This is a genomic window from Planococcus daihaiensis (assembly GCF_049262615.1).
Classification (GTDB): domain Bacteria; phylum Bacillota; class Bacilli; order Bacillales_A; family Planococcaceae; genus Planococcus.
Genome location: NZ_CP175504.1, coordinates 2,497,997 through 2,510,270, shown reverse-complemented (window position 1 = coordinate 2,510,270; position 12,274 = coordinate 2,497,997). Strand labels below are relative to the sequence as shown.

The 12,274-nt window shown below is 46.0% G+C and carries 11 protein-coding genes; 4 read left to right on the top strand and 7 right to left on the bottom strand.

The annotated features are described in order from the left end of the window. Positions 1-10: 10 nt before the first annotated feature. On the bottom strand, positions 11-469 hold the full coding sequence (locus tag DHX103_RS12370) for a HEAT repeat domain-containing protein (protein ID WP_422122585.1): 459 nt from the start codon (positions 467-469) through the stop codon (positions 11-13). 521 nt (positions 470-990) lie between these two features. Here DHX103_RS12370 and DHX103_RS12365 point away from each other — a divergent pair. Beyond that, positions 991-1,725, top strand: coding sequence for a YqcI/YcgG family protein (locus DHX103_RS12365; protein ID WP_422122584.1), 735 nt, complete (start codon positions 991-993; stop codon positions 1,723-1,725). Between the two features lie 53 nt (positions 1,726-1,778). On the opposite strand, the gene DHX103_RS12360 is transcribed toward DHX103_RS12365, so the two are convergent. Continuing rightward, entirely contained in the window at positions 1,779-3,032 is a 1,254-nt protein-coding gene (locus tag DHX103_RS12360; protein WP_422122583.1) for a cysteine desulfurase-like protein, read from the bottom strand. 181 nt (positions 3,033-3,213) lie between these two features. Between DHX103_RS12360 and DHX103_RS12355 the strand changes: the two genes are divergently transcribed. Both DHX103_RS12355 and DHX103_RS12350 read left to right on the top strand, forming a co-directional pair. Beyond that, entirely contained in the window at positions 3,214-3,765 is a 552-nt protein-coding gene (locus DHX103_RS12355) for a TVP38/TMEM64 family protein (protein ID WP_422122582.1), read from the top strand. An 89-nt stretch (positions 3,766-3,854) separates the two neighbouring features. Continuing rightward, on the top strand, positions 3,855-4,628 hold the full coding sequence (locus DHX103_RS12350; protein ID WP_422122581.1) for an alpha/beta fold hydrolase: 774 nt from the start codon (positions 3,855-3,857) through the stop codon (positions 4,626-4,628). Between the two features lie 55 nt (positions 4,629-4,683). Here DHX103_RS12350 and DHX103_RS12345 read toward each other — a convergent pair whose 3' ends face one another. Together DHX103_RS12345 and DHX103_RS12340 are read right to left on the bottom strand one after the other, a co-directional pair. Next, complete coding sequence (locus DHX103_RS12345; protein WP_422122580.1) at positions 4,684-5,460, bottom strand: 3-hydroxybutyrate dehydrogenase; 777 nt, start codon at positions 5,458-5,460, stop codon at positions 4,684-4,686. 39 nt (positions 5,461-5,499) lie between these two features. Beyond that, positions 5,500-6,819 carry a GntP family permease gene (locus tag DHX103_RS12340; protein WP_422122579.1) on the bottom strand — a complete coding sequence of 440 codons (1,320 nt, stop codon included), beginning with the start codon at positions 6,817-6,819 and terminating at the stop codon, positions 5,500-5,502. Between the two features lie 215 nt (positions 6,820-7,034). Here DHX103_RS12340 and DHX103_RS12335 point away from each other — a divergent pair, with 215 nt between their 5' ends. After that, positions 7,035-7,916 carry a LysR family transcriptional regulator gene (locus tag DHX103_RS12335; protein ID WP_422122578.1) on the top strand — a complete coding sequence of 294 codons (882 nt, stop codon included), beginning with the start codon at positions 7,035-7,037 and terminating at the stop codon, positions 7,914-7,916. Between the two features lie 142 nt (positions 7,917-8,058). On the opposite strand, the gene DHX103_RS12330 is transcribed toward DHX103_RS12335, so the two are convergent. The 3 genes from DHX103_RS12330 to DHX103_RS12320 form a co-directional block, all read right to left on the bottom strand. After that, positions 8,059-9,147 carry a threonine aldolase family protein gene (locus tag DHX103_RS12330; protein ID WP_422122577.1) on the bottom strand — a complete coding sequence of 363 codons (1,089 nt, stop codon included), beginning with the start codon at positions 9,145-9,147 and terminating at the stop codon, positions 8,059-8,061. Between the two features lie 149 nt (positions 9,148-9,296). Continuing rightward, positions 9,297-11,399 (bottom strand): putative bifunctional diguanylate cyclase/phosphodiesterase, encoded by a 2,103-nt coding sequence (locus tag DHX103_RS12325; protein WP_422122576.1) that lies wholly within the window; start codon positions 11,397-11,399, stop codon positions 9,297-9,299. Positions 11,400-11,664: 265 nt separating this feature from the next. After that, positions 11,665-12,270, bottom strand: coding sequence for a class F sortase (locus DHX103_RS12320; RefSeq protein ID WP_422122575.1), 606 nt, complete (start codon positions 12,268-12,270; stop codon positions 11,665-11,667). Positions 12,271-12,274 lie beyond the last annotated feature (4 nt).

The window sequence follows — 12,274 nt, the reverse complement described above, 5'->3', positions numbered from 1 at the left end:
GGCTTCTATTTTATCGTTTTGTTCTGACAGGTGCTGCTTTCCACTGCGCTTCGAGCCAGGCTTCGAAATCGTCGCCTTTGTCACCTTTATACGTATCGTAAATATCGCTGCGCATTTTCTGCAACTTCTCTTTGAAATCTGCATAGGTATGATCGGCAGGCAAGCTTTTCTTGATGCGGATTAGCACTTTATGCGTGTCTTTGATCAGCTCATGTTCATTGCGTTCCGGCATCTCGACGTTCTCACCGAAATTCCGCAGCATTTCATAAGCCGCTTCCTGGACCTGATAAACCGGATCATTTTTCATGCGGTTCAACAGGATGCTGATGGTGTGTTCTGTTTTCCAGTTGCCGAGTTCCTCAACAGCAGCCAAACGTTCTTTCCAGTTGGCCATGCGGTTTGCAGCTTTTTTCAATTCGTCGTAATTCGGCGGCACTTCTTCTTTGTAATTGTGTTGTGTCAATTTCATTCTCCTTTTGTTCATTTTCCTTTACGAAAAATGGAGTTATGCATTTCTTCTTCGAAATAACATCGCTCTTTAGAGTGTACCATTTTATTCGTCCTCTATCACTTTATTCCTTCTATAATATGTAGAACTAACAATCTAAAGAAGTCGATATTCCGCAAAACAGCTTGCTTGCGGGCCCACAGGATGTGGGTCATGCAGTCGGCGCGACAGGACGTCGCGGTGCCGGCTGCCGGGGGCTCGCCGAGTTAACTAAAATCCGTGCTCCTGCATCGCTGCGCTGCTTCGTCGCAAAGAGTCGACCGAACTACCTTCGGTCAACTCTTCGCTGTTTTGCTCCATATCTATAGAGACTTCTCTCAACAAAGGTGCGGCGCAGGAGCATAATCTATGCACAGTCCATAGCGTCGAAGCGTTACATTCATATTAACTTTATAGTTCAACTTGTATAGTTCGGTAAAGTTTAAAACTACCGGTTAAAGGAAATAACAGAAAGGGAATCTAAACGCAACGGAGGAGAACATATGGCAACAACCTATAAAGCTTTATTGACGAAAGAAGATTTTACCACGCGCACGGACTTGCCGGAATGGCTGCTGAAAGAATATGAGACATTCCACAACACGGTGACAGATAAGACTTTCCCGTGTTATTTCGGGATGAGCGGCGAGTTGAAAGGTGAATTGAGATACGCATACATTAGCCGCGATGACTGGTCTGCGCTGCCGGTTGCAGTGGAGGAGTTCCTGTCCCTGTTCAATGATCCGAAACATAAAAAACATGGACTTTTCGTCTTTGTTGAGCCGTTCCAAACGGAAGGCAGCCTCGAGCAATACCGCGATGAATTCTGGGCCATTCTGCAATACCTGCACACTGTTGACGAAACAGAGTGGCCAGCCGACAAGCCGATGGATCCGGATCATTATTTATGGGATTTCGTCTTTCAAGGCGAACCGATTTTCATCTTCGGCAACGCTCCTGCCTATAAACGGCGCAAGACCCGCGACCTCGGCAATGCGATGGTACTGGGATTCCAGCCGCGCCGTATTTTCAAAGGCTTGACGGGAACTGAAAAAGGCGGCATCATGTCGCGTGAAAAAGTTCGCCAGCGTGTTGAAGCCTGGGATCAGCTGCCTACACATCCGGACATCAGCCATTTCGGCGACCCGCAACATAATGAATGGAAGCAATTTTTCATCGGCGACGACAGCGAGCCGCTTGCAGGCAAATGCCCGTTTTCCCATAAAGCTGCGGAATAAGAACAAAAGGCTTCGCGGTTGCGAAGCCTTTTTAATATGATCAAATTCACTTTTTACAAAGAAGCAATCGCTTTGATAAACCGCTCGACTTCTTCTTCCGTATTATACGGGGCAAGGCCTGCACGCACCCATCCACCGGTTTTATTGACATCCAGCACGTCGCCTAATGTCGAAGCATAGAAATGGCCGGCAGCTGTGAAAATACTGTATTCTTCGGCTAAAAACTCGCACACTTGAGCTGGCTCATAACCTGCCACCTGGAACGCCACAGTCGGTGTTTTCGGAACATCTTCCGCCGCCTGCCACAGCGTGACTTTCTCAATCCGGCTCAGGCCTGCCCGCAAACGCGCCGCCAGACCATTTTCGTATTGCTCGATTATGTCATAACCCGAAACTATCTTTTCACGGCGCGTCTCCCCTTCTCCGAACGACGCGAAAAATTCGATGGCCGGGCGTATGCCGGCAATGCCTTCGTGATTTTGAGTACCGGTTTCCAGCTTATCCGGATAATAGGACGGTGAAGTGGTCAATTTATAGGGCACCAAATCTTTAAAGACGTTCTCCCGGATTGCCGCAATTCCGATATGCGGCCCAAAGAATTTATAGACAGAACACAGCAGGATATCGATGTCCTGCTGTTCCCGGTCGATCGGCATATGCGGAGCCGCATGGACAGCATCAGCCGCCACAAGCGCGCCGACTTCACGCGCCCGTTTAACGGCAGGTGCGAGGTTGACGATGGTGCCGATTGCATTAGATGCCATGCCGAGCGCCACCACTTTCGTTTTTTCGTTGATCAGTGTATCGATATTGCTCATATCCAAGGTCAGCTTCTCTTTATCGACGGGAATCCAGCGCACAGTAAGACCCCGGTCTTCCGCCATCATGATCCACGGATCCACATTTGCCCGGTGGTCCATTTCAGTGACGACGATTTCATCGCCCGCTTCGAATTGCTTGCCGAGTGCATTGGCGATTGCAATGGTCAGCGTCGTCATGTTGGCGCCAAATGCCACTTCGTTTGCCTGCACATTCAAAAAATCAGCTACAGCGGCACGCGCTTCTGAAATCACCGCTTCCGTTTCCCAGCTCGACGGGAAAGTTCCGTGGAGATTAGCGCCGCCCCGCTGCATATAATCCGCAATGGCGGTAATGGCTGACAGTATGACCTGCGACCCGCCCGGGCCGTCAAAATAAGCAGCCGGCCGTTCTTTATAAACGCGTTCCAGTGCCGGAAATTGCGCTCTCACTTTTTCAATCGGAAAAATGGTTTCTGTCGATTTCACGATGAACATCTCCCTTTTCATGGTTTACAAACCTCATCTTCAGCCGAAATACGGCTCTGGTTCCAGTTTAACAAAAAATTGTTTCATTTATCTGATTTCGTCAAACTAAAGCGTTGCTGGTTTTAAGCAAAAAGCTTGCCATTAAAGCCCTTTTGGCTTATCCTTCTTTATTGACATTATTACGTATTTAAAGGAGGCCGCTATGGATCAGTTTGATGATTCGGTTAAAATATTTATCGAAAATGCCGGATGGATGGCCCCCATCTTCTTTCTGCTCCTACATTTGGTTAGGCCCATCCTCTTCCTTCCGGTCATTGCTGTTTGTGTCCTCGGCGGTGTAGCTTTCGGATTTGTGCAAGGAGCTGTTCTGTCTTACGCCGGGTTGCTGCTGATGAGTGCCATCGTTTATCTGATGCTGAAACACCTGCCTAAATCCCATCAAAAAATGACTAAACTGAAAGAACGGATTTTTACTGACAGAACACTAAGCGTCGGCCAGGTGATGCTGCTTCGCATCATGCCTTTTGTGCATTTTCAGCTGCTGTGCTTTTATTTGATGGATATGACAAGAAATTTCAAGGAATACATGTACTATTCCGCCCTTGGCTTGACATTGCCGGCAATCGTTTACACGGCTTTCGGACAATCCATCACTGAATTCCCCTGGTATTTGACACTTGCCTTTCTTGTCTTGCTGGTGGCCATCTTCCTTGCAATCGACCGATACAACAAAGTTCGTGCTGTCCATCAATAAAGAATGCTGCCCGCACATTGCTGCGGGCATTTAATTTTTCATCAATAAGGGTATAGAGTAAAATGATGAACCAATAAAGGAGAATAAATATGCCGTTTTTTGACAATAAAGGAACCCGGTTATTTTACGAAGATACCGGCGAAGGCAGGCCGCTCCTGCTATTGCACGGGCTGACCAGCAATCACCAGATGTTCTACAGGGAAATGGGCTACCTCAAAGATAAATTCCGGATCATCGCATTGGATTCGCGCGGTCACGGAAAATCTGACCGTCCCGCTGACTTCACATTGGATGACCATATAGCCGATACCATTGCCTTGCTTGACCATCTGGAACTCGATTCCGTTAATGTCCTGGGCGTTTCCATGGGCAGTTATATCGCCCAGGGAGTAGCCATCAGACAACCGGAGCGCGTGGCGAAGCTGATACTCGCAGCCACAAAATCCTGTGGCGGGCAATCTTCTATGGCCGAAATGTTCGACCGCTATGAAGAACAGCTCAAAGGCATGAGCATCCCTGAAAAGCTGGCCATGTCCTCCGAGCTGATCTTTCATGACCAGGAAGCTGTCAACGCCTGGCAGAAAACCGTCGCCAGGAACAGCCGGATGCTGAATGGCGATGAACAGTCTGCCGCTTCTGCTGCTTTGCGGGATTTCGATTTCCGCAATGATCTGAAGTTTATTACCGCAGAGACGCTTGTCATAAGCGGCAAACATGACGGATTGAATCCGCCGGAAAAAGGCCGCGAAACGGCGGTGTTAATCCAAAATGCCGATTATATGGAATTTCAGGATTCCGGGCATGCGCCGAACGTGGAACAGGACCGTCTGTTTTTAGGAGTCGTCGAACAGTTTTTGGGATGAATGCGACTCACAAAAAAATAACCTCTTGTGGATGGACTCCACAAGAGGTTATTTTTTATTGCGCTGTATAGCCGCCGTCCAGAACCACAGCTTGTCCTGTAACACCGGAAGCTTTGTCGCTTGCGAGGAACATTGTGTAATCCGATATTTCCTGAACTGACAACAATCGCTTTTGCGGCACTAAAGGATAGATGACTTCTTCAAGCACTTTTTCTAACGTAACATTGCGCGTTTCCGCCAAATCACCCAATTGATTTCGCACTAGCGGCGTGTCGACATAGCCCGGGCACATCGCATTGACGGTAATGCCGTGCTCTGCGCCTTCAAGAGCAGCTACTTTCGTCAAGCCGATGACGCCGTGCTTGGCACTGTTATAGGCTGCTTTACCAGCAAAACCGACCAGTCCATTAATGGAAGCCATATTAATTATGCGGCCGTATCCCTGCTTTTTCATAACCGGAAAAACATGTTTTGTCGCAATAAATGGAGCAACGAGCATAATCTTGATCAATAACTCGTATTTTTCCGTCGGGAAATCTTCAATCGGTGAGATATACTGCATTCCGGCATTGTTTATCAGTATATCCAATGTTCCGAAGGTATCCACTGTTTTACTGATAGCTGCAATAATTTCTTCTTCACTTGTTACATCACAAGGGATGCCAATACAATCATGGCCCGCTTCCACCAATGCGTCCGCGGCTTTTAGCACTGCCTCTTCATTAATATCAGTCAGAACGATTTTAGCTCCCGCTTCCGCAAAATCACGGCTGATTTCGTAGCCGATTCCGCTGGCAGCGCCTGTGATGAATACAACTTTATCTTGTACCATGACACCTTACCTCCATACTTTTAAAAATTTTCTCGCAGTTTATAAACCAAGACCTAATGAGAACAAAATAATTGCCAATGTCAGGCCGAGCAACGGAACGATGACTGTTACAGCACCAACTGCCCCATAGGCATCCTTATGTGTTTCTCCACAAATCCCGCGGATTGTCGTTACAACATAACCGTTATGCGGCAGTGAATCTAGCGCACCGGATGAAATTGCGACCGTACGATGCAGCGCTTCCGTGTTGACACCCATATCGATATAATGAGGTGCCAATAAAGGCAAGGCAATAACCTGACCGCCGGATGCAGAGCCCGTCAAGCCGGCGATGACGCTGACAGCAAGTGCGCCGCCGATCAGAGGGCTGCCTGGAATGCTGGTCATCGCATTAACTGCCACTTCGAATGCAGGAACAGCTTTTGCCACGCCACCAAATCCAACAACTGCTGCCGTGTTACCGATGGCAATCAATGCGCCGATCGTTCCGTCAGAAATCGCTCTGCTGATGTTTGTGAAATATTTGCGGTTGATCACGTATGTTGTGATAATTCCGCCAAGAAGGGCCAAAATTAATGCCGATGTCATCAACACATCATGAAGTGTAAACGAGATAAGTAGAACAACCAATAATGGAATTAATCCCATAATCGGGTTAGGCAATTCGCGGTCCTCGATGACCGGATCTGTTTTGCGGGCTTCAAAACGTTCGCCTTTGCCGACTGCTTTATTGATCATGCGTTTCAGCCACCAATAGCCGAAGATCATCATGAATACGGCAACCAGAATACTGACTTCCCAACCGGCATATGGTGAAGTGCCAAGATATTCGATTGGAATCCAGTTTTGGATTTCAGGTGAACCGGCAGATGTCATAGTGAATGTTACCGATCCGAATGCAAGTGCCGCCGGAATGAAACGGCGTGGAAGATCCGCTTGTTTGAACAAGCTCAAAGCCATTGGATAAACTGAGAAAGCTACAACGAACAAGCTTACTCCGCCATATGTAAGAACCGCACAGGCAATGACGATTGCAAGAACAGCTTTTTTAAGTCCGAATTTCCCTACCAGCCAGCGCGACACACTATCAGCCGCTCCGCTGTCTTCCATTACTTTGCCGAAAATTGCTCCAAGCAGGAACATCGGGAACCATGAAGTGATAAATCCAGAAAAACTGGTCATATAATTAGTTAAAAAGTTTGATTCCCCTGCTTCCACCATTTGCGGGAATAACGGCATTCCGCTGAAAAGACCGACAACAAGCGCACATAACGGGCCTGCTACCAAAAGGTTCCAGCCTCTCATCGTCAAGACGATGAGCAGAATAAGTCCCCCGACCAATCCGATCATACTTAACATTTTATTTCCCCCTTGATTGTTATTGCGCATCGAGCACAATAATCCGGCGTCCCGGCTTTTCTGCAAGCGCTTACTTTGCCTTACTTTGAAAAGGTGAATTTGTCACAATATTGTGTCTGAATACTTTTTTTAGTGTACATTGTCGATACTGATAGGTAAAATGAATAAAAACTATATTACCTATAACCAATAGTTATAGGTTGAAGGGGAAATTCATGGATATCAGACAATTGACTTGCTTTGTGGAAGTGGCAAAACACCAAAGCTTTACAAAAGCATCGCAAACGATGCATGTAACTCAGCCGAGTTTAAGCAAAATGGTTAAAAATCTCGAACAAGATCTGGACGTTATTTTATTCGACCGATCTGCCCGAAAAATCAAATTGACAGATGCCGGAGAAGTCGTTTTTCTCCAAGCGCAAAAAATCATATATAGTCTGGATGACCTTTCCTCTTCTCTATACGATGTAATGAACTTAAATAAAGGGAAAATAAAAATTGGCCTGCCGCCTGTTATCAGCACGTTATTTTTTCCGACCATCATTGCTGAATTCCAAAATAGGTATCCGGATGTTTCAATTATGCTGGCAGAAGACGGCGCGAAAACAGTGGAAAAAAAAGTATTTGAAGGTGAAGTGGATCTTGGCTTTGTCATGCTTCCGGTGGATGAAGCAAAATTTGAAGTGATGCCGTTTGTCCATCAGGAAATAAAACTGTTGGTCCACGAATCCCATCCGCTGTCCCATTTGAATCAGGTGGATTTAATTGAATTCAAAGACGATCCTTTCCTCCTCCTCAGCAAGGAATTTACACTAAATGGCCGAACAATTGATTTTTGTATTTCCGAAGGATTTACACCCAAAGTTGCTTATGAAAGCTCCCAATGGGATTTTATCGTCGGCATGGTGGAAAAAAACCTGGGAGTAACGCTTATGCCCGAGTTAATTTGCGAACGCGTGAAGGACGGTCCTTTCAAAGTGATTTCCCTGACTCACACCTTTCCTTGGATGCTCGGCATCATTTCGGCAAAAAACCGTTACGTCCCATATGCCTCCAGAGCGTTCATCTCTCTTGTGCAAAGTTTGCCGAAAGTATAGGTTGAGCGAATTTTGACGGGTTTTAAAACGTGATTAACAGCTATGAATTTTTGTCGATTGATAAATGCATCTGACACAACACAAATAAGAGAAGCTTTTCGCTTTATACGCGAAAAGCTTCTCTTTTGTAGTTTCTAATATACTAAGCCTTCATTTTTTCATCCAGAAGCTTAAAGGCAAGCTCGATTCTCTCTAGTGGCGCCGCTCGATAGGCATCCCCCAGACTCACTTCATAATAGCAATTGGATTGATCGATTTCCCGCACATTGCCCGATAGCCCGATGCCTGTTTCCTGTTGCACCTGTGCCAATATTTCCGCTGCCTGTTCTGCCGGTTTATGGATATGGACATGGAACATATTCGAAACTGGAATTTCCGGCAAGGTCGTAATCCCTTCGCAGGCATTGTATTTCGCGGCGAGTTCTTTAGCCGCCGCATAGTATTCCGCCATGTTTTCTTTGCGCAGCTCAAAATAATAATCGGCTGTAAAAATGTATGGATAGAGTGAAATGAGATCTCCGCCGTGGCGTTTCTTCCAAACTTTCGACCTTTTGATGAAATCTTCGTCACCTGCCAGAATAGCACCGGCAATGCCGCCAATTCCTTTGTACATTGAAAGGTAAACGCTGTCGAACAGGCTGCAGATTTCCTCGATAGATTTCCCGTAATATGGCAAAGTCTCCAATATGCGGGCACCATCAAGATGCAGCATGATATCATTTTCGTGGCAATACGCTGAAATAGCTTGAAGCGTTTCAAATTCAGGCAGCTGCCCGCCGATTTCCCGCTGCGGCAATTCAAGCAGCACGCAGGCAACATCTTTCGGCATCGCTTTCACATCTTCCAACTCGATGACGCTGTCTCTGTCAGTCAGCAGCACTGATTCGATGCCGTGCAATTCTTTTAGACCTTCTTCCTCGTGTATCTCCAAGTGGGACAAAGGATGATAAGCAACTTTGGCCGCCCCTTTTTCATCACACCAGATGCGCAGCGCAATTTGCTGGGCCATCGTGCCGCTCGGAAAAAACACCGCGCTTTCTTTCCCCAGAAAATCTGCCATTTTCTCTTCAAAATCGTTGATTGCCGCACCTGTACCGTAATTATCTGATTTAATTTGCTCATCTATATTGTGAAAAGCCCGTTTGAGTACCTGTACATCCCTCGGCCCATGTCCTGAGAGCACATAAGACGAGTCCTCAAATGATTTTTTTAATAGCTCCATCCTATTCAAAATACCAGCCCCTTTATCTGAAAACTCTTACATCATTCTCACTATACCATTTTTCAAAAAGCGAAAGCTAACCCTCCGCAGACCAAACTGCGGAGGGTTAGACCATATCTTCTATAAGGCCAAAACAAAAACAATAGTTCCAGCATTCTTTATGTTTTATTCGTGGGCAGTAAATCGTGCTGATCCGCAGCTTTCGGATGGCAAAAATAATAACCCTGTCCTTCATCGCACAGTTCCTCATGGAGATAGGCAAGCTGCACGGCGTCTTCGATGCCTTCTGCAACGACTTCCATCCCAAGCTTATGCGCCAATGTGATAACGGTGGAAGTAATCGCTTTGCCATTCAGATCGTTGTTGATATCCTGCACAAAACTGCGGTCAATTTTCACGCGGTCAAAAGAGAATTGACGCAAGTAGTTCAAGGATGTAAATCCTGTGCCGAAATCATCAATCGACATTGATATGCCTAAAGCCTTCAGTTTGCGCAAACTGTCTTTCAAAACTTCGGTATCTTCGAGCAGGATGCTTTCTGTAACTTCCAGTTCCAGCCACTTCGCTTCCAGACCCGTTTCTTCGAGGACGCTCTTTACCAAGCGCACAAAATTCGGATGCTGCAGCTGAATGGTTGAAATATTGACACAGATACGAAACGGCGCATAACCACTCAGCTGCCAACTCTTATTCTGCGAGCAGGCTGTATAAAGCACCCATTTGCCAATTTCAACTATCTGTCCACTTTCTTCCGATATCGGGATAAAATGATCGGGCGGGACCATACCGAGTTCCGGATGATTCCACCTGATCAACGCTTCCATCGCACTCCGCTGACCCGTTTTTAAATTTATAATTGGTTGATAATGGATCAAAAATTCATCGTTGCGAATGGCGGATTTCAATTCCCGTTCTATCGCTAATTTATCAGCTGTTTCCTGGTTCAATTTATATGAATAAAGCGAATAACTGTTTTTGCTGTGTTTTTTGGTGTAAAGCATGGCGGACTCTGCCTGTTTTATCAAATCTTGCTGCATCTTGCTGGCACACGCGATGCCGATGCTTGCGGTCAATGCTAATTGATGGCCCAGCACCTCCATCGGCTCCGCAAATACCTCGTTCAGCCGCTTTGCCGATTCAATTGCAGCCTCTTTGCCTGCATTCGGCAGCAAGATGGCAAATTCATCCCCCGCGAATCTGCCGACAGTCGCGGAATCAGCAACACATTCCACCATGCGAAAAGCTATCTTTTTCAAATAGACGTCTCCGTACTCATAACCAAGAGAGTCGTTGATGTATTTAAACCGATCCAAGTTTAAAAACAGGACTGCCAGTTCGCCTTCTTTTTCATTTGAAATCTTATAGGCCTGTTCTAAACGGTCTTCAAACAATTTCCGATTGGGGAGCTTCGTTAAATGATCGAAAAATGCCATCTCTTCAAGTAATTGTTTGTGCTCGTTCCGGCTGGTGATATCTTTTGCAATACCATAGGCCCCTGTAATCTGCCCTGCCTGATTCATGGGAAAGTTTGTCACTTCAAGCTGGATCAGCTTGCCATTTTTGCCATAAAGGTTTACTTCATAGCGATTGGTATTGCCTTTTAAAGCATCAGAGAAATAATGCAGTGCTTTGTCCAAATGCTCCGGCACAATCATTGGAACAAATGACATTTTCATCAATTCATCATAGCTATAGCCCGATAATGCCAGCGCTCCCGGATTGACATTCGTGAAATTCCCTTCCGTATCGAAAGAGAAAATAGCGTCCGGATTTTCAAAGAACAGCGAGTTGTAGCGTTCTTCACTATCCTTCAAACGACTTTGCGCAACAACTTCTTCCGTCACATCCGTTACACTGCCAATAAAAGCCGGCTTGCCTTTCCATTCAGCTATTTTGGAGTGTAATTCGGCGTGGAGTAAACTGCCGTCATGTCGGATGATTCTAACCCGGTAACGGACAGATCCCCCTGCAGTTTCTGATTGCTCATAAATTCGTGTTTGAACGATCGATAAATCTTCCGGATAGATGACATCTTTCAGCCGAACGTCTCCCAGGAGAAATTGATCTTCAAGATAACCGAGAAGCTCACACAGGCTTTCGTTTACATAGACAAATTTGTCTTCTGACATTATATACATGCTCACGGGCACCTTTTTAACGAGCAGATCAAAAATTGAGCTGTTTGCTTTACTGACTTCACTCGTGTAGGTTCCTGCCATTTCATGCTTATGTTCCGTCGTTGGACGTTTGCTGTCAGTCATTTGGTCGTGTCCTCCCAGAGGTGAAGATATTGACGGCAATAAATGCCGAACACCGCAAAAATATATCTATATGAAATTAATAATACCAAATATTAGAACAGGAAAATAGTCTGTAGTAAAAAAGTTTCTATAATATAAAAATTACCCAATTAAAATTGTATTTAGAAATTTTTACCAACATTTTCTGTTCTTCTTGTCTTGATTTCATTAACATTAAAAAACCACAAAAAAAAGCGCTTCCCATTTCTGGAAAGCGCCCGTTACACTATTCTTCTATCAGCTCCGCGTAAACAATCAGTCTCTCTTCACGCGTGCCCCGGTCGTGATTATAATCTCCGGAACAAGTAATCAATACCAACTCCGGCGAGGAGCGATAACCAAATACCGACTGGACATCGGCAAGCTCAAGCTCAACCGATTCCATCGCATAGACTCTGAAAATCAATTGCTCCCCGCTGCCTTCCACCACTATTTCATCTCCGGCTTCCAGCTCAGCCAGATCCCAAAATACAGCTGGACCATCGATACCATCAACATGTCCGGCAATCACAGCACGTCCGTTATCACCCGGTCTATAGCCGGGTTCAAACCAACTGACGTCTTCTATCGTTTCCGGAACATCCATTTCCCCGTTTTCTTTCATGCCAAGATGCAATGCCGTTGCTTCGACGTCAATTGCAGGAATGACTATTTTCTCGGGTACAATCCCGTCCCGCTTTAAAGCATTGATTGGATTTTCAACAGGTGCATCAGCTGTCATCGCCGGCGCACGATACGTGCGTTCCGCCGCAAATCCAACGTCTTTCGAGCGGATACTGACTTCATCTGTTGTTTCCTGGCAGCCGGCAAGCAATATCGCTGCCCCGATCATGAGG